This is a genomic window from Afifella sp. H1R, from assembly GCF_021462425.1.
GTDB lineage: Bacteria > Pseudomonadota > Alphaproteobacteria > Rhizobiales > Afifellaceae > Afifella > Afifella aestuarii.
Genome location: NZ_JAKEDY010000001.1, coordinates 623778 through 646156 on the forward strand (window position 1 = coordinate 623778; position 22379 = coordinate 646156).

A 22379-nucleotide genomic window follows, 5' to 3' on the forward strand; every position below is an offset into this window, starting at 1 on the left:
AGGCAAACGCCGCAGCACATCGAACGCTGCGACGCGGCCTTTCTCGGCGTATGAATGGATGCTGGCGCTGCGCTATCTTCGGCCGCGGCGCAAAGAAGCTTTCATCTCCGTCATTGCGGGTTTTTCCTTTCTCGGCATTTGCCTAGGCGTCGCGACGCTCGTGATCGTCATGGCCGTGATGAACGGCTTCCGTGCCGAGCTTCTCGACAAGATCCTCGGGATCAACGGCCATCTCATTCTGCAGCCGATCGATACGCCTTTGACCGACTACGATGCGGTCGCCAAGCGCATAACGGCGGTGCCAGGCGTGCGCGCGGCCATTCCGTTGGTGGAGGGTCAGGCGCTCGCCTCGGGCGCAACGAGTGGCGGCTCGGGTGTCCTGGTGCGGGGCATCCGAGGAGCCGACCTCGAAAAAGTCCCCGGCATCGCCGGCAACATTCAAGACGGCGGCGGGATTGCCGACTTCGATACGGCGGGAGGTGTGGCCGTCGGCAGCCGGCTTGCCCAGTCTCTCGGCCTCTTCGTGGGCGACAACATCACCCTGGTCAGTCCGCGCGGTGCCGTCACGCCCATGGGCGTCTCGCCACGCGTCAAAGCCTATCCGATCGTCGCGATCTTCGAGATCGGCATGTCAGAATACGATTCGACCTTCGTCTTCATGCCGCTCGAAGAGGCGCAGGCCTATTTCAACAAGGGCGAGGAAGTCGGGGCGATCGAGGTCTATCTCGACAATCCGGACGATGTCGAGGCGATGCGCGGCAAGGTCGAAGAGGCGGCCGGTCGGCCGATCTATTCGTCCGATTGGCGGCAGCGCAACGTCACGTTCTTCTCCGCTCTCGAGGTCGAGCGCAACGTGATGTTCATCATCCTGACGCTGATCGTGCTCGTTGCGGCCCTCAACATCATCTCCGGCCTGATCATGCTGGTGAAGGACAAGGGGCACGACATCGCGATCCTGCGCACGATGGGGGCGACACGCGGGGCGATTTTGCGGGTCTTCTTCATCACGGGAGCAAGCATCGGTGTCGTTGGCACGCTCGTCGGCGTGGCGCTCGGTGCCCTCGTCTGCGCCAACATCGAAAGCCTGCGCGAATTCGTGACCTGGATCACGCGCACCGAAGTGTTCTCGCCTGAGCTTTATTATCTGAGCCGTCTGCCCGCCGATATGGACGTGGGAGAGACGATGTCGATCATGGTGATGGCGATCATTCTTTCCTTCCTCGCGACGCTCTATCCGGCCTGGCGCGCCGCCAAGCTCGATCCTGTTGAGGCATTGCGCTACGAATGAGCGACACGGCAGACATCCCCGCGCTCAGCCTTGAGAAGGTCGTGCGCGTCTATCAGAGCGGCAGCGGAGACCTCCCGATCCTGCAAGGGGCGGATCTCACCCTTTTTCCGGGTGAGCTCGTGGCGCTCGTCGCCCCCTCGGGCGCCGGCAAGTCGACGCTTCTGCATATGGCCGGACTTCTCGAAAAGCCGGATGACGGGCAGGTCTGGGTGGCCGGGGAGGCGACGGTTGGCCTCGATGACGGCGAGCGCACGGCTTTGCGACGGCGCACCATCGGCTTTGTCTACCAGTTCCACCATCTTCTGCCGGAATTCTCCGCGCTCGAGAACTGCGTCATCCCGCAAATGATCGCGGGCCTGTCCCGTCAGGAAGCGATGGAACGGGCGCGCCAGCTGCTTGCCTATTTGCGCGTCGATCATCGCGCGGATCATCGACCTGCCGAGCTTTCCGGCGGCGAACAGCAGCGGGTGGCGATCGCCCGGGCCTTCGCCAATGCGCCGCGCCTCCTTCTCGCCGACGAACCGACCGGCAATCTCGATCCGAAGACGTCGGACCATGTCTTTGATGCCTTAACCCGGCTCGTGCGTGAGACGCGCCTCGCCGGGCTGGTTGCGACCCACAATCTCGCTCTGGCAAAGCGCATGGATCGCACCGTCACGCTGAGAGACGGCAAGATCGTGCCTTACGAGGGCGCCTGAGGCGGCCGGCCATCGCAAGGCGCATGGCTGAACGACATCGTGCCGTTTCGGCAGCACGTCTTGCCGACGACCTCAAATCCAAACGATTCTCTCCGGACATCGCCGGTTGAGCGCGCACGCCACTGGGCTTTTGCGCCCTTGGCGCGCCAGCAGCCCGCACACGCTCTCCTCGGCCGGCTTCTGTCACAATAGGCGCCGTACATCTGTGCGTTCAGTCCAAACGTGGGTCTGAGGGGCCGCGACGCCTCCGCTGACAGGCGTCTTTGCCAGAGCGCTGCCTTTTCATCTGCGGAAGTCCTGCGGCTGCGAGCCTTCCGAAAGAGCAGAAGCGCACGCCGTGAAAAGCCCAACAGGCACCGGGGTTGACAGAAATCAAAAAGCAGAACAGGATGAGAACAAAGAGGGAGTATACGATGAATATGTTCGCTTCTGAGCTTCTGTCTTTCGCTGCGACCGTGGTGCTGACGGCCTCTTTATACGTCCTGAGCCTTGGGTTGTTCGCGCCCCTTTGAGGCCTTTTCCGCGCGAATGGCGGCGCCGGTTCGTCGGCTGCGATTTCGCAGGGACGTGCGGTTGTTGGTGAGCAACCGGTGGCTGCTTGGCCGTCTCATGGTGTTGCTCTCGGGTTGGTTGCGAGGCGTCCGGGCAGGACGTGATGGCCGCGTCGAGCAGGGGCAATCAATCCGCGGTGCCGGATTTTCGCTGCGACACGGGGAGACCACCTGACGGCTCTGTGTCCGGAATGGCGTTCGGCGCCGTGAAGGTGAAGAGCAGGAATTGTGTGACCTGGCCAAGCGGGTTGAAATTGTCGTCTGAGGCAAGGACGAGCGAAGGCTGGCCGTCGATCATCGGGCCAAAGCTCGCAGCCTCGATGTTATCGAGATCGAGGCCGAAGGTTCCTTCATCGAGGACGAGCCAGGGCGTCTTTCGCACCGCGCGGACATCGCGATCCGCAATGCTTTCGAGACCAGAAATGTCGTCCGCATCGTCGAGGTCGACGACATAGAGGGCGATGTGGTTGCCGACGCCTGCCGCATAAGAGCGTTCGATGACGAGGAGACGACCGTCGGCGAGCGCGAGAGCTTCTGAAACGCCATTGTCGGCGCCGCCGAGCGGAAATGCGGGGGCGCGAAAAATGGGATCGGACTCGTAGACATACTCTGCGGCGACGTTGCCGGAGGCGAGGTCGAAGACGATGATGCGCGACGGGCTTCCGGCGTAGAGCGTCGCCTGGCTGCCGTCCTGAATGAGCGCATTTTCGGTGATCGCGTAAAGGCGTGTGTTGTCCGGGGAGAGGGTGATCGCCTCAAAGCCGAGATTGTCGCGCACGCCCTGGGTCCCATTGGGGCGGTTACCTTCGGGGCGGGTGCCATCGTGGTGGGTGCCAGTGGGATTGGGCAGATAGGCGTCAGGCAAAGAGAGCTGGCCACTCGCGCGGCCGTCGAGGTCGGAAATGAAGATCTCCGGAGTGCTGTTCTCGTCGCCTTCGCTCGACCAGTAGAAATGCGTGCCGGCGGCGGAGAGCCTCAAAGCCTCTGGATCGATTTCGCCTGCAGAGAACTGACCGCCACCCGGCGGCCTGAGAACATGCATCGACGTGATGTCTATGCCGTGGATGCCGTCGGCGTCGAGGGTCAGGTGGAGCGTGTAATATCGTGCCGGTCCGCGCTGCGCGCGGTCGTCCGAGAGTGCGTAAAACGTGTCGTTCGCTGCATCGTAGTCGAGGCCGGAGATTCCCCCGAAAGGCGTTCCTTCGACCTCGAGGTTTTTCGGCAATATCAGGGCCCCGTGGAAGACGGGTGGGGGCAGGCTGCCGGCTTCTTCGGCCTCTCCCGGGCTCGACGCCGCGATGGTTCCGAGAATGACGAGGAGGAGGGAGAGGGGGGAGACAGAGGGCACGGTAGGTCTTCGGGCGATTCGTACTTTTCTTAGGAAGCGCAACTTGGCGACGGATCCATGACGGGACCATCGCGGGTTGGCTGACGTGGCGTCGCAGCCGGGGCGGGGCGCAACGGCGGGGCTGAGAGAGATGGGTGGGGACGAGGGGCGCTCGTGCCTGTCGTTCGGTCGCCAGCGGCGATACAAGAGGCGTGAAGGAGTCCACTCTTGGCACCGCATTTTATCCATCTCAATTGTCATTCAGCCTTTTCGCTGCTGGAGGGTGCGCTCCCGGTCGCAAAGCTCATCAAGCTCGCCAAGAGCGCAGGCATGCCCGCTGTGGGCGTGACCGATTCGGCGAATCTTTTTGGCGCGCTCGAATTCTCTCAAAAAGCCTCCGGCGCCGGCATCCAGCCGCTCATCGGCTGCAAATTGCCCGTGGCTTTGTCGGAGAACGTGGAGCGCCGCGCCGAGCCGCACTTCCGGGCCGCGGGGCGTGAACATCTCTTCCTGCTCTGCGCCAACGAAACTGGCTGGCAGAACCTCGTTCACCTCGTCACCGCCTATTATCTCGGCGAAGATTCCGCCGGGCTGCCGCTGACGGCGCCACTCTTGCAGGCGTATGGCGACGGGCTTCTGGCGATGACGGGCGGCCATGATGGCGTGCTTTATCCCTCGATCTTCGCCAATCGCCCGGAGGATGCCGCCGGGCGGCTGAGGGCGCTTCAGACGATTTTTCAGGACCGGCTTTATGTGGCGATCGAGCGCCATGGAATGCAGATCGAGACGGCTGCCGAAGCGGGTGTTCTGGACCTTGCCTATGCGCGCGACGTGCCGATCGTTGCGACGAATGAACCCTTCTTCGCAAGCGAGGACGATTACGAATCGCATGATGCACTGCTGGCGGTCGCGGAAGGCCGCGTCGTCTCCGAAGACGATCGCCGGCAGCTTACCCGCCAGCACGGCTTCTTGTCGGCCGAGGCGATGGCAGAGAAATTTACCGATCTCCCCGAGGCGATAGAAAACACCGTCGAAATCGCCGTGCGCTGCCAGATGCGGCCGAAGACGCGCCGTCCGATCCTGCCGCGTTTCGTCGGCGGGGCGGCTGCCGATGCCGAGACGGCGGAGGCGCACGAGGCGGCCGAGCTGCGCGAGCAGGCCGAAGCGGGCCTGAAGGCGCGTCTCGCCAAGCATGGCTGCGCGCCGGGCCTCAGCGTGGAGGATTACGAGAAACGTTTGAGTTTCGAGCTCGGTATCATCGAGAAGATGAAGTTCCCGGGCTACTTCCTGATCGTTTCCGACTTCATCAAATGGGCGAAGGAACACGGCATTCCGGTGGGGCCAGGCCGTGGCTCGGGCGCCGGTTCGGTGGTCGCGTGGTCCTTGACGATCACCGACCTCGATCCCTTGCGTTTCAATCTCCTCTTCGAGCGCTTCCTCAATCCGGAGCGTGTATCGATGCCGGACTTCGACGTCGATTTCTGTCAGGAGCGGCGCGACGAGGTCATCACCTATGTCCAGGAGCGCTACGGCAAGGCGCAGGTGGCCCAGATCATCACCTTCGGAACGCTGCAGGCGCGCGCTGCGCTGCGCGATGTCGGCCGTGTGCTCGAAATGCCGTACGGCCAGGTCGATCGGCTCTGCAAACTGGTGCCGGCCGATCCGTCGAACCCGGTCACTCTGGCCCAGGCCGTCGCCGACGAACCGCGCTTTCAGGAAGAGATCGAGCGCGAGCCGGTGGTCGGTCGTCTGATCGACATCGCCACGCGGCTCGAAGGGCTTTATCGCCACGCCTCGACGCATGCCGCAGGTATCGTGATCGGTGACCGCCGGCTCGAGGAGCTGGTACCGCTTTACCGCGACCCGCGCTCCAACCTCCCCGTCACCCAGTTCAACATGAAATGGGTGGAACAGGCCGGTCTCGTCAAATTCGACTTCCTCGGCCTCAAGACGCTGACCGTGCTCGACAAGGCGGTGCGTCTTCTGCGCAAACGCAAGATCGATTGCGATCTCGCGGCTTTGCCCCTCGACGATCCGACGACTTTCGCCATGCTCGCCCGCGGCGAAACGGTTGGCGTGTTCCAGCTGGAAAGTCAGGGCATGCGCCGCGCGCTCGTCGGTATGCGCGCCGACCGTTTCGAGGACATCATCGCTCTCGTCGCGCTCTACCGGCCGGGACCGATGGACAACATCCCGACCTACAACCGGCGCAAGCACGGCGAGGAAGAGCCGGATTACCTCCTGCCCGAACTCGAGCCGACGCTGAAGGAGACCTACGGCGTCATCATCTACCAGGAGCAGGTGATGCAGATCGCCCAGCTCCTTTCGGGCTATTCGCTCGGTGAAGCCGATCTTCTTCGTCGTGCCATGGGCAAGAAGATCAAGGCGGAGATGGACGCCCAGCGCGAGCGCTTCGTCGAAGGCGCCAAGGCGCATGGCGTGAAGGCCGCCGATGCTGCCATGGTCTTCGACCTCGTGGCGAAATTCGCAAGCTACGGCTTCAACAAATCCCACGCCGCAGCTTATGCCCTCGTTGCCTATCAGACGGCCTATCTGAAGGCCAATCACCCTGCAGAATTTCTGGCGGCGTCGATGACGCTCGACATGGGCAACACCGACAAGCTCAACGAATTTCGGCTCGAAGCGAAGCGCCTCGACATCCAGGTGCTTCCGCCGGACATCGACCGCCCACGCACGTTCTTCGACGTGGAGGAGGGCGCCATCATCTATGCGCTGTCGGCATTGAAGGGCGTCGGCCAGCATGCGGTCGAGCATATCGTCGAAGCTCGACGCGACGGGCCCTTCGCCGATCTCGCCGACTTCGTGGCGCGCACGGATCCGAGGGTGATCGGTCGGCGCGCGATGGAATGCCTGGTCCAGGCGGGTGCATTCGATTCGCTCGGCCTCGATCGTGCGACCGTCTTTGCCAATGTCGGGCGGCTTCTGCGGTCGGGTACCGAGCATCATGCGCGCCAGGAGGCGGGCGTGGTCGATCTCTTTGCTGCGCCGAGCGATGCTCCCGAACTCAACCTTCTGCCAGCTGATCCGTGGATGCAGTCGGAAAAGCTCATGCGCGAGCTTGCCGCCGTCGGAGCCTATCTGTCCGGACATCCGCTCGACGCCTATTCCGACATCGTCAGGAAGAAGGGGGGCAGCTCATGGAAGGATTTTGCCGACAAGGTGAGGCGGCTCGGCGCGGAGGCCGGCCTCGTCGCCTCGACTGTCGTGCGCAAACAGGAAAAGCGGACGCGCTCCGGCGGACGCATCGGCATTCTGACTTTGTCTGATCCCTCGGGACAGTTCGAGGCGGTGCTGTATCAGGAGCAGCTTTTCGAATGGCGCGACAAGCTCGAGCCGGGCCGCTCTTATCTTTTCCGCCTGACCGCTGAGATGGAAGACGAGACGGACGATCTCAGGGTGCGCATCGTCGGCGTGGAGCCGCTCGAGGAGATGGCCGCGCAGCTCAGCATGGCGCTGACGGTCTATTTGAACGACAGCGATCCCGTCGAGCGTCTGGCAAGCCGGTTGAACGGGCCTGGCCAGTCACAGGTGTCACTGGTGCTGCTGCGGCGAGACGAAAATCGGGAGATCGAGATCCGATTGCCCGGGCGCTATCAGGTCACCCCGCAAGTCGCGAGCGCAATCAAGGCAGTGCCGGGCGTCGTTCACGTCGACCTTCAATGATGTGAGAGCGTGCGGGAGAGGCCGGTGCGGCCTCTCCCCACCGCACGCGGTGCGTTTTTTGGCGTGTCGTCAGCAATCGCGCGACGCTGCTGGACCCTCTTCAACTTGCGAAGCGCGTCTCGCATGCCCATTTGGGCGTTGCAAAAAAGCCGCCCGCCCCTTATAGGGCCGGCCATCACACACGCAGGGTATTTGCTTTAGAGGCATCCGGTGGCGGTCTGCCGTCCGTCCCTGCGGAGGTACAACCGGAGACGAAAAATGGCGCTTCCTGATATTTCTATGCGCCAGCTGCTCGAGGCTGGCGTTCATTTCGGTCATCAATCTCACCGCTGGAACCCGAAGATGGCTCCGTACATCTTTGGTGAGCGCAACAATATCCACATCATCGATCTCGCCCAGACGGTGCCGATGTTCTATCGTGCGCTGCAGGCTGTGAGCGATGTGGTCGCGCAGGGCGGTCGCGTGCTGTTCGTTGGCACGAAGCGGCAGGCGTCTGAGGTCGTGGCCGATTCGGCACGGCGTTGCGCCCAGTATTACGTCAACTCCCGTTGGCTCGGCGGTATGCTCACCAACTGGAAGACGATCTCCAATTCCATTCAGCGGCTGAAGACGCTGGAAGGGATGCTCGAGGAAGGCGTCCAGGGCCTCACCAAGAAAGAGCGTCTGTCGCTCACGCGCGAACGCGACAAGCTTGAGCGCGCGCTTGGCGGCATCAAAGACATGGGCGGTATTCCGGATCTCCTTTTCGTCATCGACACGAACAAGGAATCGATTGCCGTCGCTGAAGCGCGCCGCCTCAACATTCCGGTCGCTGCCGTCGTCGACAGCAACAGCGACCCCCAAGGCATTTCCTACCCGATCCCGGGCAACGACGACGCCGGTCGCGCGCTCGCACTGTATTGCGATCTCGTCACGCGGGCGGTGCTCGACGGCATTTCGCGCGGCCAGGGCGACATGGGTGTCGACATCGGTGCCTCTGAAGAGGTGAGCGAGGCCGCGCTCGAGGATGCAAGCTTCGGCGGCGAGGCGCCCGAGGCTGCCAATCCGGAAGCGAATGCGCAGGCCGACAACGCTGCGTCGTCGGACAAGGCCGGGGACGTCGAGCCGTTGTTTGCGCGTCCGGAAGGCGACGCTGACGATCTGAAGAAGATCAACGGTATCGGCCCCGTTTTGGAGCAGAAGCTGAACCAGCTCGGTGTGACCCGTTACTCCCAGATCGCCGGTCTCGATCAGGCGGACACGGAACGTCTCGACGCGGCGCTCGGATCCGCTGGCCGTGTTGAGCGCGAGAACTGGATCGCGCAGGCGACCGCGCTGGTGAAAGAACAGGAAGCCGCAGCCTAAGGCTGCGCACACGCAAGAGAGGACATGATCGATGGCTGTAACGGCCCAGATGGTCAAGGAGCTGCGCGACAAGACCGGCGCCGGCATGATGGACTGCAAGACGGCACTGCAGGAGGCGGATGGCGACATGGATGCCGCCGTCGACTGGCTGCGTGCGAAAGGTCTCGCGAAGGCTGCCAAGAAGGCGGGCCGCGTTGCCGCTGAAGGCCTCATCGGCATCGCCGAGGCGGACGGCAAGGCCGCCATCGTCGAGGTGAACTCCGAGACCGACTTCGTTGCCCGCAACGATCAATTCCAGGCGCTCGTGTTGAAGGTCGCGGAAGCGGCCCTCTCCACGGACGGCTCTGTCGCCGCGGTCAAGGCCGCCGACATGGCAGGTGCCGGCAAGAGCGTTGAAGGCGCTCTGACGGATGCCGTCGCCACGATCGGCGAGAACATGGTGCTGCGTCGCTCGGCGGTGCTTGAGGCCAATCCGGGTGTTGTTGCCACCTACGTGCACGCAGCTTCCGCGCCGGGCCTTGGCAAGATCGGTGTCCTGGTCGCGCTGCAGTCGAACGGCGACAAGGAAAAGCTTGCGGCTCTCGGCCGCCAGATCGCGATGCATATCGCGGCCGCGAGCCCGCTTTCCGTCGATGTCGATGGGCTTGATGCGGACGTGGTTGCGCGTGAACGCGCGGTCTTTGCCGAGCAGGCACGTGAATCCGGCAAGCCGGCCAACATCATCGAGAAGATGGTCGATGGCCGGATGCGCAAGTTCTACGAGGAATCGGTGCTTTTGAAGCAGGCTTTCGTCATCGACCCGGACAAGTCGGTCGAGCAGGCGATTGCCGATGCCGAGAAAGACGCTGGCGCTGCGATTGCTCTGACCAACTTCGTTTGCTTCCGCCTGGGTGAGGGCGTAGAGCGCGAAGAAGAAGACTTCGCCGCCGAAGTTGCCGCTGCTGCCGGCAGCCGCTGAATAGACCCGCGCACTCTTCGCGCGGCGCAAAGAGACAGGGGCGCGAACGTGTCGGGCCGCAAACCGAGTAAGGAATGCAGGCATTTATGAGCGAACGTCCGCGCCCCAAAAGAATTCTTCTCAAGCTTTCCGGCGAAGCCCTGATGGGCAATCAGCCCTTCGGGATCGACGACAACGTCGTCCGCGCCTTCGCAACGGAAATCGTTGCCGTCCACAACGCTGGCACTGAGCTTGCGATCGTCATCGGCGGCGGCAACATCTTCCGCGGAGTGGCGATTGCCGCACGCGGCGGAGACCGCGTCACGGGCGACCATATGGGCATGCTCGCGACGGTGATGAATGCGCTCGCCGTCGAAGCGGCAATCGAGCGCTTGGGCGTGTCGGCCCGCGCCATGTCGGCGATCGAAATGCCTTCCGTCTGCGAGACCTACGTGCATCGGCGTGCCGCGTGGCACATGGACGAGCGGCGCGTGGTCGTGCTTGCGGGCGGCACAGGCAATCCCTTCTTTACGACGGATTCCGGTGCGGCGCTGAGAGCACTTGAACTGGAGTGCGATGCGCTTCTCAAGGGAACCCAGGTCGACGGTGTCTATTCGGCTGATCCGCGTCTGGATCCGACCGCGACCCTCTACGAGACGGTCAGCTATCAAGAGGTCATCGCCAAGGATCTCCAGATCATGGACACGGCGGCTTTCTCGCTTGCTCGCGACAATAGCTTGCCGATAATTGTATTCAACATTCACCAGCCGGGGGCGCTCGCCCGCATCGTCGCTGGGGAGGCCGTCGGAACCCTCATTTCCGGCGACCGCAAAAACGAAATCCGGGGAAAACCATGAGTGAAGGCGTCGATTTCAAGGACATCAAAAGACGGATGGACGGAGCCGTCTCCGTGTTGCGCACCGAGCTTGCGGGTCTGCGCACCGGCCGGGCTTCTCCGAACCTTCTCGATCCGATCACGGTGAGTGCTTACGGCTCGCAGATGCCGATTTCGCAGGTCGGCACGGTGAGCGTCCCTGAATCGCGCATGCTTTCGGTGCAGGTCTGGGACCAATCGCTTGTCGGCGCAGTCGACAGAGCGATTCGGGATTCCAATCTCGGCCTCAACCCGATCATGGAAGGCACTCTTCTGCGAATCCCGATCCCCGAGCTCAACGCCGAGCGTCGGCAGGAGATGGTGAAGGTGGCCCACAAATATGCCGAGAACGCGCGTGTGGCCGTCCGCCATGTGCGCCGTGACGGCATGGAGGCACTGAAGAAGTCCGAAAAGGACGGAGAGATCAGCCAGGACGAGAGCCGGGGTCATTCTGACCGGATCCAGTCCCTTACGGACGAGCATATTGCCGCAATTGACGACATGCTCGGCCATAAGGAAAAGGAGATTATGCAGGTCTAAAGACGGTTGCGCCTTCGCGCTGGCCACCGGACCTCTGGTTGCGTTAGCCTCTCGCGATAGCACTCGTTCAGCCGGTAGGGGCACTGGCTTTACGTTTTCCGCTTATGATTGGCGCAACTGGAGCGCGAGCACGCAGGCGGCACAGAGGCATGGGCACACTAGCGCAGATCGATCCGGTGCCGCGCGCGCGGTCCGGCGGGGAAATTCCCGCGCACGTTGCCATCATCATGGATGGCAACGGCCGTTGGGCAAGCGCCCGTGGCCTGCCCCGAATCGAAGGTCATCGCCGCGGGGTCGAATCCGTTCGCCGGACAGTGCGCCACGCGGGCGATCGCGGTGTACGGGTCCTGACCCTCTTCACATTCTCCTCTGAAAACTGGTCGCGACCGCGCAGCGAGATCAACGACCTTTTCAATCTTCTGCGCTTCTTCATTCGTAACGATCTTGCCGAGCTGAAAAAGAACGGTGTGCGCATCCGCGTCATCGGCCGCCGTGAGGGGGTGCCGAAGGATATTGCCGCTCTCGTCGAGAAGGCCGAAACGGAGACCCGTGGCAATGAGGGTCTCGTGCTGCAGGTCGCCTTCAATTATGGCGGTCGCGACGAACTGGTGCGCGCCATGCGGCGGATCGGCGAGAAAATGGTTCGTGGCGAGATCGATCCGGCGGACTTCTCAGAACGCGTTTTTGCCGAACATCTCGATACGGCCGGCATCTCAGATCCGGATCTTCTGATCCGCACATCCGGCGAAGCGCGGATCAGCAATTTTCTTCTCTGGCAGCTCGCTTACACGGAATTCGTCTTTCTTCCTGTCTATTGGCCGGATTTCGACGAGAACGAATTCGACGCTGCAATCGCTGAGTTTCACAGTCGCGATCGCCGTTTTGGAGGGCTGACAGGTGTCTGAGGGCAGGGGCATTTTTTCATTCGACAAGAGCGATCTTCCGACGCGCGTGGTTTCCGCGGCGATCCTGCTGCCGCTCGCGATCCTGCCGACCTGGTTCGGCGGCATTGCCTTTCTTCTTCTCGTTCTCGTTCTGGCGCTCCTCGTTTTCTACGAATGGACGCGCATGAGCGAATGCGAGCAGCCTCAGGCCTGGCGGATCGGTGAGGGGCTGCTTCTGGCCTTCGCGCTGCTCGTGACCTTCGGTGGCTTGCCGGGGGGTGGGATCCTGCTTCTGTTGCTGCCGCTCGTGGCGGTCCCGCTCGTCGCTTCGGGGACGGTTCTGTTCGATCAAGGCGTGGCGAGCGGCCAAAGCGCCGACGCGCGCGACCGGCGGCCGTTTTGGCTCGCGCTTGGCGTTCTCTATGCCGGCATTCCGAGCGTGGCTCTCTTGGCTCTGCGCGCTGATGCCGAGACGGGCCGCCTCGTGCTCTTCTTCTTACTGTTCGTCGTCTGGGTCACGGATATCGCGGCTTATTTTGGTGGGCGCGCGATCGGCGGGAAGAAGCTCTGGCCGCGCGTCTCGCCGTCGAAAACCTGGTCGGGCGCTGCGACCGGCGCGGCCGGCGCGTTAGTCGTGGGAATTTTGTTCGCGGTCTTCACGGAATCTCGATGGGCGTCCGCGATCGGCGCCGCATTGATCCTGTCGGTCGCGGCGCAGCTTGGAGACCTCGGGGAATCGGCGATGAAACGTCGGTTCGGCGCCAAGGATTCCGGCCGTCTTATCCCGGGGCACGGTGGTCTGATGGACCGGATCGATGGGCTTTATGCGGCGGCCGTCGTCGCCGTCCTTCTGGCGCTCAGCGGTTTTGCCGCCCCCATCCCTGATTGGACACAGTAAAATGGCACGTACTGTCACCATTCTCGGCGCCACAGGTTCCATCGGAAAGAGCACTGTGGACCTCATGGAGCGCGATCTCGCGCGCGAGGGCGGCCCGGCGTTCAAGGTGCGTGCGGTGACCGCGGGGACGAAGGTCGACGAGCTTGCGGATGTCGCCCGTCGCGTCAAAGCCGAAAGCGCCGTCATCCGCGACAAGAGCCGTTATGGCCGCTTGAAAGAAGCGCTGGACGGGTCGGGAATCAGGGTGTCGGCCGGTGATGACGCCGTCTGCGAGGCGGCGGCCGAGCCTGCCGATCGGGTCCTGTCCGCGATTGTCGGTGCGGCTGGTGTCGCGCCCACGGCGGCGGCGATTCGCGCCGGCAACGACATTGCCCTCGCCAACAAGGAATGCCTCATCTGCGCCGGCTCGTCGTTCATGGCGCTGGCGCGCGAAAAGGGTGTGCGCATCCTGCCGGTCGATTCGGAACACAACGCCATTTTTCAGTTGCTGGTCGACGTCGATCCGGCGTCGGTCGATCGGCTCGTCCTGACCGCTTCGGGCGGGCCGTTCCGTGCCAAGAGCGCCGACGAGCTCGCCAAGGTGACCGTCGACGAAGCTCTGCATCATCCGACCTGGTCGATGGGGCCGAAAATCACCGTCGATTCGGCGACCTTGATGAACAAGGGGCTGGAATTGATCGAGGCGCGGCATCTCTTCGGCTTCCCGCCGGAGCAGCTCGGCGTGCTCATTCATCCGCAATCGAAGGTTCACGCCTTCGTCGTCTTCCGCGACGGTTCGTGGCACGGAGAGCTTGGCGCGCCCGACATGCGCCGCCCGATCGACTACTGTCTCAACTGGCCGGACAGGGCAGAGCGGGCGACAAGCCATCTCGATCTCGCCGAGGTCGGGACGCTCTCCTTTGAAAAGCCCGATTCGGAGCGCTTTCCCGCACTGAGGATCGCCCGCGAGGCCATGGTCGCAGGCCGCGGCGCGCCCACTGTGTTGAATGCGGCCAACGAAATTGCCGTTGCGGCCTTTCTCGATCGGCGCATTGGGTTCATGACGATCCCGCAGCTCGTCGAGCGCGTGCTGGAAGAGGCCGACAAGGCGGGGTTGCTACACGAGCCCGCGACGGTCGAGGCGGCACTCGTTCTCGACGGCCAGGCCCGCGATCTCGCGGCCGGGCGTCTGCTGGCGGCCTGAGCCCGCAACGAACGGCGCGTCAGACGAGGCGAATGCCGATCAACGACACGGATAAGGAGGAAGCACACACATGCTAGAAACCCTGAGTTCGGCTGGTGAGGTCGCTTTCTTCTACGTCGTGCCGGCGCTCGTCGTGCTGACGGTTGTCGTGTTCATCCATGAGCTCGGGCATTTTCTCGTCGCGCGCTGGTGCGGGGTAGAAATCTCCACATTCTCCATCGGCTTCGGGCGCGAGCTCTTCGGCTTCGATGATCGACACGGCACACGCTGGCGGGTGAGCGCGATTCCCTTGGGCGGCTATGTGAAGTTCGTCGGTGACGAGAACGACGCGAGCTTCCCGGATCCTGAGGTCTTGGCTGCGACGACGCCCGAAGAACGCGCGGGTCTCTTCCATTTCAAGCCGGTCTGGCAGCGGGCGGCCGTCGTGTTTGCCGGGCCATTTGCGAATTTCATTCTCGCCGTCGTTCTCTTCGCGGCCGTTTTCGGCACGATCGGCAAGCCGGTGACGACGCCTCTGGTGGAGATCGTCAATCCTGGCAGCGCCGCGGAAGAGGCAGGCTTTGAGCCCGGCGACACGATTGTTGCGATTGACGGAAGCCATGTTGAGACCTTCACGGACGTTCAGCGGGTTGTCGCGCTCGCCTCGGGCGAGACGCTTCATTTCACGGTCGAGCGCGATGGGCGTGAGATCGAACTGACCGCCACTCCGCAGCGTCAGGAAATTCCCGACGGGCTCGGTGGGACGCAACGCATCGGCGTTTTGGGCGTCTCCCGGGCGGCCGATGTGAAGCTGGAGCGGTTTGGCCCGATCGGGGCGATCGGCGAGGGTATGCGGGAAACCTATGTCGTCGTCGAACGCACGCTGACCTACGTGGGTCGCATCTTCAGGGGGCGTGAAAACGCCGACCAGCTGAGCGGTCCGCTGCGCGTGGCGCAGGTCTCTGGCGTGGTGGCCGAATCGGGCGGTGTCCCGGGGCTCGTTCATCTCGCCGCGATTCTCTCCGTCTCGATCGGTCTGTTGAACCTTTTCCCCGTTCCGATGCTCGATGGTGGGCATCTCGTGTTCTACCTGATCGAGGCGATACGCGGTCGGCCGCTCGGGCCACGAGCCCAGGAGATGGGTTTCCGCATCGGCTTCGCGCTCGTCATCATGCTTTTCGTCTTCGTCACCTTTAACGATATCGTAAGGATGACCGGGATTTGAGCGCCGTTGCCGAATGGCCACTTGACCATCAAAAACGGCCGTATCGCTTGGGTTGCCAGTTGCTTCGCGCCGGTATCCCTGCGATACGAACGGCACAATCCGCGGCCCTTCACGCGTATCTGGGCGGCTCCGCAGACAAGAGACCGGGCAAAACGGCACATGAAACATAGATCCTTAGCGGGCTTCATCCGCGGCGCAGTTTTCGCCGCACTGACGATCATGGCGACGGGGCTTGTCTCCGGTCCCGGCTTCGTCTCTCAGGCTGAAGCTGCTGTCGTCAGCTCTGTTGCAGTGAATGGAAATCAGCGTGTCGATGCTGACACCATTCGCGCCTACCTTCTCGTCAAGCCAGGTCGCAGCTTCTCGGCGGAAGACGTCGACGAATCGCTGAAGGCGCTGTTCGAGACGGGGCTGTTCTCCGATGTTCAGATCAATCAGCGCGGCAGCACCCTGGTGGTGAGCGTTGAAGAGAATCCGATCATCAACCGCATCAATTTCGAGGGTAACAAGAAGTTCAAGGACGACCAGCTGAAGGGCGTCGTGAGCTCCCAGCCGCGCGGCGTGTTCACGCGCGCCAAGGTGCAGAACGATGTTCAGCGCATCCTTGAGCTCTATCGCCGGTCTGGTCGTTTCCAGGGCTCCGTGACGCCGAAGGTCATCGACCTGCCGGAGAATCGCGTCAACCTCGTCTATGAGGTTTCGGAAGGCCCGAAGACGGGCGTGTCCCGCATCACCTTCATCGGCAATCAGCATTACAGCGACGGGCGTCTGCGCAACGTCGTTCAGACGCGCGAGAGTGGTCTTCTCAGCTTCCTGCGCTCTGGCGACACGTATGATCCCGATCGTCTGTCTTCGGATGAGGAGCGGCTGCGCCGCTTCTACCTCAACCGTGGCTTCGCCGATTATCAGCTCGTATCGTCCGTCGCCGATCTCGACCGCGAGCGGAATGCTTTCTTCGTGACCTTCACGATGGATGAGGGCCCCGAATACCGGTTCGGCCAGATCCAGGTCGACAGCATCATCCCGGGTATCGATCCGCAGTCTCTTATGCGTCTGGTTTCCACCGACGAGGGCGATGTCTATTCGAGCGAGAAGGTCGAGAAGTCGATGGAGGCGATCACCATCGAACTCGCCAGCTCGGGCTATGCGTTTGCCCAGGTGCGGCCGCGTGTCGATCGCGATCCGGTCAACCATACGATCGGCATCACCTATATCGTCGACGAGGGGCCCCGCGCTTATATCGAGCGCATCGAAATCTCTGGGAACGACCGCACCCGCGATTACGTCATCCGCCGCGAGTTCGATATCTCCGAGGGCGACGCCTACAACCGCGTTCTCATTGACCGGGCCGAGCGTCGCCTGCGCAACCTCAACTACTTCGACAAGGTTTCTGTCGGTGCACAGCCGGGCAGCGCGCCTGACCGGGTCATCGTGACGGTCGAGGTCCAGGAAAAGGCCACCGGCGAGCTCTCCTTCGGTGCCGGCTATTCGACGAGCGACGGCATCCTTGGCGACATTTCGCTGACCGAACGCAACTTCCTGGGTCGCGGCTATTTCGTCCGTGCGGCGGTCGGCGCTGGCGAGTCTTCCAAGACCTACGAATTCGCGTTCACCGATCCGTACTTCCTCGGACGGCGTGTCTCCGCGGGCTTCAACGTCTATCGCAAGGACTACGAGGACAACGACTACCGCTCGTACGACTACACCACGACGGGTGGCGGCATCACCTTCGGCTTCCCGATCACCGAGGACTTCACCGTCCAGCTTGGCTACAAGATCGAGCAGCAGGAGATCGACGTTCCGAACTTCGATATCGACACGGATCCGATTTCCGAGTGCACGAGTTCCTCGAAGGCCGTGTGTCTGGCCGAGGGCGACACGCTGGTGTCCTCCGCGGTGTGGAGCATGATCTACGACACGCTCGACAACCGCCTCGATCCGCGTGACGGCATGTATGGCAAGCTGACCCAGGAAATCGCCGGCGTCGGTGGCGATGTGAGCTTCGTGCGCACGACCGCTTCAGCCTCTCTCTATCGCGAGCTTCTGGTCGACCAGGAAGTCATCGGTATGCTGCGCGTTCAGGGTGGCAACATCACGGGCCTCGGCGAGGACGTGCGGTTGCTCGACGCCTTCTATAAGGGCGGCGAGACCATCCGCGGCTTCGAATCCTCCGGTATCGGTCCTCGCGATATCGCCTCTGATGATCACGATGCTCTCGGTGCGAAGTACTTCGCAGCGGCCACCGCTGAAGTCGTCTTCCCGTTCCCGGCTCTGCCGCGTGAACTTGGGCTGCGGGCGGCTCTCTTTGCCGATGCAGGCACGGCCTGGGGCACCGACATCAGCGAAGCCGACGTTCCGGGTATCGATGTCGTCGATGAAAATGGCATCCGCTCATCGGTCGGCGCCTCGCTTCTCTGGGCCTCTCCGCTTGGTCCGATCCGCGCCGACTTCGCTTATGTGCTGAGCAAGGAAGACTACGACGAGACGCAGTTCTTCCGCATCGGCGGCGGCACCAAATTCTGATCCCAAGGCCGGCCTCGTGCCGGCCTAACCTTTTTTGACCATGACAGATCGCACGCGCTTCTTTCCGCCCTTCGGGCCGCTCCGCCTCGGTGACGTGGCAGAGCTTTCCGGCGCCACGCTGTTGCGTGGCGATCCGGAGTCAGAGATCACCGGTTTTGCACCAATCGAGATGGCCGGGAGAGGGGACCTGACCTTTCTCGACAATCCGAAATATGTGCGCCATCTGGACGGGACGCATGCGACCGCCTGCCTCTGCGCGCCGCGCTATTCCAGCAAGGTGCCCGAAGGTGTCGCGGTCCTCGAAACCGGTGAGCCTTACCGCGCTTATGCGCGCATTCTGGCCGCCGCTTTTCCCGAGGCGGTCGCGCCCAAAAATTTCGCCAGCACATCCGATGAGCCGCTTATTGCCGGCACCGTTCATCCCACTGCACGTCTTGAAGAAGGCGTGCGGGTGGAAGTCGGTGCGATTGTCGGCCCCAACGTCGAAGTCGGCAGTGGCACCGTCATCGGGGCGGGTTCCGTCCTGGCTCATGATGTGGCCATCGGACGCGACTGCATCATCGGTCCGAACGCGACGGTGCAGCATGCGCTTCTCGGCAATCGCGTGCGTCTCTATCCGGGCGTCCAGGTCGGCCAGGATGGCTTCGGTTTCGCCATGGGCGCCGGTGGCCATATGAAGGTTGCGCAGATCGGGCGTGTGATCATCCAGGATGACGTCGAGATCGGCGCGGCGACCACCATAGACCGTGGCGCGAACCGCGACACGGTGATCGGCGAAGGCACCAAGATCGATAATCAGGTTCAGATCGGCCACAATGTCGAAATCGGGCGGCACTGCGTCATTGTCGCCCAGGTCGGGATTTCCGGCTCTGCCCGGATTGGAGACTTTGTTGCGATCGGCGGAAAAACCGGCATAAACGGCCATGTCACGATCGGCGATGGGGCGCAGATCGCCTCCGTGAGCGTCGTCCATGGCGACGTTCCTCCGGGCGCGCGTTTTGGGGGTGTTCCTGCGCAACCGGTCAAAGACTGGTTCCGCGAGGTGACCATTCTGCGCCGCATCGCTCGGCGTGAATTGGGGCTGGACAAAGACTAACGGTGCCGGACAGAGGGTGCCGTAATCGGAGAAGATAATGAACGAGATGCCGACGCAGTTGGAGGCGACAGACATCCACGGGATTCTGCAGGCCTTGCCGCATCGCTACCCGTTTCTCATGGTCGATCGAATTCGCGACATTCGTGGCGATGAATCGGGTGTCGGCATCAAGAACGTTACGATGAACGAGCCGCATTTCCAGGGGCATTTCCCCGGATATCCGATCATGCCGGGCGTGCTCCTGATCGAAGGCATGGCGCAGACCGCGGCAGCCCTTTGTGTTCTCTCTTCAGAGACGAAGGCGCCGAAGCGCGTCTTCTTCATGACCATCGACAAAGCGAAGTTCCGCCACCCTGTCACGCCGGGCGACACGGTCGAGTATCACGTCAACAAGCTGAAGCGCCGCGGTACGATCTGGAAATACGCGGCCGTTGCGGAAGTGGCGGGCAAGAAAGTGGCCGAGGCGCAAGTGAGCGCCATGGTCCTGGACGAGTAGCGCGTGGCTTCCATCCATCCAAGCGCGATCGTCGCCGACGGCGCGAAGCTCGCCGAAGACGTCGAAGTCGGTCCGTTCTGCGTGGTCGGGGCCGGGGTCGAACTCCGTTCCGGTGTCGCGCTGCGCTCGCATGTCGTCGTCGACGGCGCGACGACGATCGGCGAATGCACCACAATCTTTCCCTTTGCGTCGGTCGGCATGCCGCCGCAGGACAAGAAATTCCAGGGTGAAGAAAGCCGGCTAGAGATCGGTGCGCATTGCGTTATTCGCGAGCACGTGACGATCAATCCCGGGACGGAGGGTGGGGGGCTCGTCACGCGCATCGGCGATCGCTGCCTGCTTCTCGTCGGAGCGCATGTCGCCCATGATTGCATCATCGGCAACGACGTAATCCTGGTGAACAATGTGCTCCTAGGCGGGCATATCTCGATTGCTGATTTCGCCATCATTGGTGGCGGCGCCGCTCTGCACCAGTTCGTGCGTGTCGGCGAGCATGCCTTTGTCGGAGGAATGTCGGCAGTCGAGAACGACGTGATCCCCTTCGGCTCCGCCATCGGCAATCGCGCCAATCTCGGCGGGCTGAATATCGTCGGTCTGAAGCGGCGCGGCTACGAGCGTGAGGCCATTCATTCCTTGCGGCGGGCCTACCGGCTCCTGTTCGCGCAGGAAGGTACGCTGCACGAGCGCCTGCGTGATGTGGCGCAGGAATTCGCCGGCGATGCCAATGTCCAGAAGATCGTCTCGTTCATCGAAGAGGGCGGAAGCCGCGCCATCTGCACGCCGCGCGGAGGCCGCGAGGTCTGAACGTGGTGGACATGTCCAAGGGCGGCCCGCTTGGTATCCTCGCCGGCGGCGGGGGACTTCCCAACTTGGTGGCGCAGGCGGCCGCGCGCGCAGGGCGTCAGCCGCTGATCTTTGCCCTTGCCGGAGATGCTGAAGAGCGCAAGACGACCGGCTTCCCGGTTTTCCGCATCCGGTGGGGCGAGATTGGCCGGCTGGAGCGGTTGCTGAAGGAGCACGATTGCAAAGAGGTGGTGATGGTCGGTGCTGTGAAGCGGCCGGAGATCAAGGACATCCGTCCAGACTTCGGCGCTTTGCGGCTGATGCCGCGCATCATAAGTGCCATTCGCTCCGGCGATGACAGCGCGCTCAAATCTGCAGCCGGCATTTTCGAGGAGTACGGCGTAGAGCTTCTCGATCCCCTTTCAGTTGCACCTGAACTTGCCTGCCCGCCCGGACTTCTTGTCGAGGGAAGGGTGGCGCTCGATACCGATGAGCTTGCCAAGGCTGCAGAGGCCGCGCGCATGATCGGCGATCTCGATATCGGGCAGGCGGCGGTCGCATGCGGGCGCCGCGTGGTGGCGCTCGAAGGTGCGGAAGGCACCAATGGCCTCTTGTCACGCGTGCGGGAGATGCGCCTGACGAAGCGCATCCCGAGGCATGGTGGGATTCTGGTGAAATGCATGAAGCCGAGCCAGGACCCGAGACTCGATATCCCGACCATAGGCCCGGAGACAGTGGAAATGGCTCGTGAGGCGGGCCTTGACGGAATCGCATGCGAGGCGGGCCGCACCATGCTCGTTGGCCGCGATGAGACGTTCGCGGCCTTTCGTGCAGCCAGGCTCTTTCTCTACGGCATTCGCCGACGCCCATGACCGCGCGTCCGCTTCGCATCGCCCTCGTCGTCGGTGAAGCTTCGGGCGATCATCTCGGCGCCGCTCTTCTGAAAGAGATCCGCTCCCGGCATCCCGAGACGGTGTTTTTCGGGGTCGCGGGCGAGCGCATGACGGAGGCTGGCGTCGAGAGCCTGTTCCCGCTCGATGATGTGGCCGTGATGGGCTTTGCCGCGGTCGTTGCACGCCTCCCGCGCATCATCGGGCGTATCCGCGAAACCGCCGCTCATATCGTGGCGGAGCGGCCGGACGTCCTCGTCATCATCGACAGCCCCGGTTTTACGCAAAGCGTCGCAAAGCGTGTTGCGCGGCAGCTGCCCGATCTTCCGATCGTCAATTACGTATCACCCTCCGTCTGGGCCTGGCGGAAGGGGCGGGCGCGCAAGATGGCGCGTTACATCGATCACGTGATGGCCCTGCTGCCGTTCGAGCCGGAGGTCCATAAACGTTTGGGCGGGCCACCTTGCACCTATGTCGGCCACCCGTTGATCGAGAACCGTGAGAAACTTCGCCCGGCGTCTGGAGAAAGGGCCGGCCTCGATGCCGAACCGCACGTTCTCATTCTGCCGGGCAGCCGTCTCAGCGAAGTGAAGCGGCTGATGGAGCCGTTCGGTGAAACGGCGCGCCTGATCGCGCAGTCAAAGCCCGATGTGCGTTTCGTGTTACCGGCCGTCACCCATTTGCGGCCGGAGATCGAAAGGCGCGTGGCGGATTGGCCTGTGAAGGTGGACCTGGTCGTCGGCGAAGAGGCAAAGCTCGCGGCCTTCCGACAGGCGAGCGCCGCGCTCGCGGCGTCTGGAACTGTGACACTCGAGCTTGCGCTCGCCAAAGTGCCGATGGTTGTCGCCTACCGTGTGGAATGGCTGGCGCGCAGCCTCAAATGGCTTTTGAACGTGCACTCGATCGTGCTCGCCAATCTCGTGCTCGGCGACAATACGGTGCCTGAGTTCCTGGACGACGCCGGGTCTCCCGAGGTGCTCGCCCGAGAGATTCTTGCGCTGTTGGAAGAGGGGCCGGCACGCGAGGCGCAGATGTCCGGTTTCGCGCGCCTCGATGCGCTGATGGAAACGCCGGATGGCCAGACGCCGAGCGAGCGAGCGGCGGACATCGTTCTCGACTATGCGCAAAAAGGAAAGGCGGCCAGTGGCCGCCCTTCCAGCATTTCGCAGTGAGGCGAGG

Annotated in this window: 18 protein-coding genes; 17 read left to right on the plus strand and 1 reads right to left on the minus strand. The window is 62.8% G+C overall.

Annotated elements, in window-relative coordinates:
• The first annotated feature begins 58 nt into the window (after window positions 1–58).
• Window positions 59–1288, plus strand: a complete 1230-nt coding sequence (locus L0F51_RS02850) for a lipoprotein-releasing ABC transporter permease subunit (RefSeq protein ID WP_234629317.1) — start codon at window positions 59–61, stop codon at window positions 1286–1288.
• Window positions 1285–1986 (plus strand): ABC transporter ATP-binding protein, encoded by a 702-nt coding sequence (locus tag L0F51_RS02855; RefSeq protein WP_234627852.1) that lies wholly within the window; start codon window positions 1285–1287, stop codon window positions 1984–1986. The genes L0F51_RS02850 and L0F51_RS02855 overlap by 4 nt, the downstream gene beginning before the upstream one ends.
• Before the next feature lie 678 nt (window positions 1987–2664).
• On the opposite strand, the gene L0F51_RS02860 is transcribed toward L0F51_RS02855, so the two are convergent.
• Window positions 2665–3885: an esterase-like activity of phytase family protein gene (locus tag L0F51_RS02860; RefSeq protein ID WP_234627853.1), complete on the minus strand. Its 1221-nt coding sequence runs from the start codon at window positions 3883–3885 to the stop codon at window positions 2665–2667.
• A gap of 207 nt (window positions 3886–4092) precedes the next feature.
• On the opposite strand from L0F51_RS02860, the gene dnaE reads away from it, so the two are divergent.
• The 15 genes from dnaE (at window position 4093) to lpxB (ending at window position 22372) form a co-directional block, all read left to right on the plus strand.
• A complete protein-coding gene (dnaE, locus tag L0F51_RS02865; RefSeq protein ID WP_234627854.1) occupies window positions 4093–7548 on the plus strand; it encodes a DNA polymerase III subunit alpha in 3456 nt (1151 codons plus the stop codon).
• A 258-nt stretch (window positions 7549–7806) separates the two neighbouring features.
• On the plus strand, window positions 7807–8892 hold the full coding sequence (locus tag L0F51_RS02870; RefSeq protein WP_234627855.1) for a 30S ribosomal protein S2: 1086 nt from the start codon (window positions 7807–7809) through the stop codon (window positions 8890–8892).
• 31 nt (window positions 8893–8923) lie between these two features.
• Window positions 8924–9850, plus strand: coding sequence for a translation elongation factor Ts (gene tsf / locus L0F51_RS02875; RefSeq protein WP_092812584.1), 927 nt, complete (start codon window positions 8924–8926; stop codon window positions 9848–9850).
• 86 nt (window positions 9851–9936) lie between these two features.
• The gene (pyrH, locus tag L0F51_RS02880) at window positions 9937–10686 is read left to right on the plus strand and encodes a UMP kinase (protein WP_092812801.1); all 750 of its coding nucleotides are present in this window, start codon (window positions 9937–9939) and stop codon (window positions 10684–10686) included.
• Window positions 10683–11243, plus strand: coding sequence for a ribosome recycling factor (gene frr, locus L0F51_RS02885; RefSeq protein ID WP_092812581.1), 561 nt, complete (start codon window positions 10683–10685; stop codon window positions 11241–11243). Before pyrH ends, frr begins: the two co-directional genes overlap by 4 nt.
• A gap of 149 nt (window positions 11244–11392) precedes the next feature.
• The gene (locus tag L0F51_RS02890; protein WP_092812578.1) at window positions 11393–12148 is read left to right on the plus strand and encodes an isoprenyl transferase; all 756 of its coding nucleotides are present in this window, start codon (window positions 11393–11395) and stop codon (window positions 12146–12148) included.
• Complete coding sequence (locus L0F51_RS02895) at window positions 12141–13025, plus strand: phosphatidate cytidylyltransferase (protein ID WP_234627856.1); 885 nt, start codon at window positions 12141–12143, stop codon at window positions 13023–13025. Before L0F51_RS02890 ends, L0F51_RS02895 begins: the two co-directional genes overlap by 8 nt.
• Before the next feature lies 1 nt (window position 13026).
• Window positions 13027–14208, plus strand: coding sequence for a 1-deoxy-D-xylulose-5-phosphate reductoisomerase (gene dxr, locus L0F51_RS02900; RefSeq protein WP_234627857.1), 1182 nt, complete (start codon window positions 13027–13029; stop codon window positions 14206–14208).
• Between the two features lie 70 nt (window positions 14209–14278).
• Window positions 14279–15412: an RIP metalloprotease RseP gene (gene rseP, locus L0F51_RS02905; protein ID WP_234627858.1), complete on the plus strand. Its 1134-nt coding sequence runs from the start codon at window positions 14279–14281 to the stop codon at window positions 15410–15412.
• Window positions 15413–15571: 159 nt separating this feature from the next.
• Window positions 15572–17935: an outer membrane protein assembly factor BamA gene (bamA, locus tag L0F51_RS02910; RefSeq protein ID WP_234627859.1), complete on the plus strand. Its 2364-nt coding sequence runs from the start codon at window positions 15572–15574 to the stop codon at window positions 17933–17935.
• Window positions 17936–17975: 40 nt separating this feature from the next.
• Window positions 17976–19031: a UDP-3-O-(3-hydroxymyristoyl)glucosamine N-acyltransferase gene (gene lpxD, locus L0F51_RS02915; protein ID WP_234627860.1), complete on the plus strand. Its 1056-nt coding sequence runs from the start codon at window positions 17976–17978 to the stop codon at window positions 19029–19031.
• Window positions 19032–19068: 37 nt separating this feature from the next.
• Complete coding sequence (gene fabZ / locus L0F51_RS02920) at window positions 19069–19527, plus strand: 3-hydroxyacyl-ACP dehydratase FabZ (protein WP_128293959.1); 459 nt, start codon at window positions 19069–19071, stop codon at window positions 19525–19527.
• A gap of 3 nt (window positions 19528–19530) precedes the next feature.
• The gene (gene lpxA / locus L0F51_RS02925; protein ID WP_234627861.1) at window positions 19531–20331 is read left to right on the plus strand and encodes an acyl-ACP--UDP-N-acetylglucosamine O-acyltransferase; all 801 of its coding nucleotides are present in this window, start codon (window positions 19531–19533) and stop codon (window positions 20329–20331) included.
• A gap of 11 nt (window positions 20332–20342) precedes the next feature.
• The gene (locus L0F51_RS02930) at window positions 20343–21182 is read left to right on the plus strand and encodes an LpxI family protein (RefSeq protein ID WP_234629318.1); all 840 of its coding nucleotides are present in this window, start codon (window positions 20343–20345) and stop codon (window positions 21180–21182) included.
• Window positions 21179–22372, plus strand: coding sequence for a lipid-A-disaccharide synthase (lpxB, locus tag L0F51_RS02935; RefSeq protein WP_234627862.1), 1194 nt, complete (start codon window positions 21179–21181; stop codon window positions 22370–22372). Before L0F51_RS02930 ends, lpxB begins: the two co-directional genes overlap by 4 nt.
• Window positions 22373–22379: the final 7 nt, after the last annotated feature.